At 43.8% G+C, this 729-nt stretch carries 1 protein-coding gene; it reads right to left on the bottom strand.

Going from position 1 to position 729, the window contains the following annotated elements; all coding sequences use genetic code 11:
- Positions 1–724, bottom strand: a 724-nt coding sequence (locus A3729_RS23015) for an NAD(+) kinase (RefSeq protein WP_068634319.1), incomplete at its 3' end; no start/stop codon positions are given.
- Positions 725–729: the final 5 nt, after the last annotated feature.

The raw sequence follows: 729 nt of genomic DNA, 5'->3' as shown, positions 1-729 counted from the left end.
CCTGCGGGTAAATCTCATTACCTTCACCAATCACAATTTTAATCTCACTTTTACCGTCAACAACGATTGGACGGCTACTGAGCGTATGAGGAAACATTGGAACTAATGAGATTGCATCGAGTTTAGGGTGCAAAAGAGGCCCACCGGCCGACAAAGAGTAAGCTGTTGACCCAGTTGGTGTCGAAACAATCAAACCATCTGAACGCTGACTGTAGACAAACTGACCCTCAATAAACAAGTCAAAACCGATCATACGAGTTGACTTACCCGGGTGAAGAACGATGTCATTCAATGCGGTACCAAAGCCAACCGGCTCGCCATTTCGCTTAACATGAACATCTAGCAGGAAGCGTCTTTCCTGAATATACTGCCCTGAAAGCACTTCTTTTACTTTCGATTCCAACTCAGTTGGTGACACATCAGTCAAAAAACCTAATCGGCCACGGTTTACTCCTAACAAAGGAACATTTGATTTAGCTAACTCTCGAGCAGCCCCCAACAAACTTCCATCACCACCCACTACGATCACCAGATCACACATTTCCCCCATCATTTTGACACTGGAAACCTGCAAACCATGCCCGGGAATTAAAGCACCGATATTTTCTTCAATGATTAGATAATAACCTTCATTAACCAGAAATTTTCTTAAACGACGCATCGTTTCTATGACCTGGGCACTGCCCATACGACCAATCAAACCGATATTACGAAAATGATCCATACCTT

Source organism: Oleiphilus sp. HI0043 (assembly GCF_001634935.1).
This window is presented reverse-complemented; position numbering and strand designations above follow the sequence as displayed.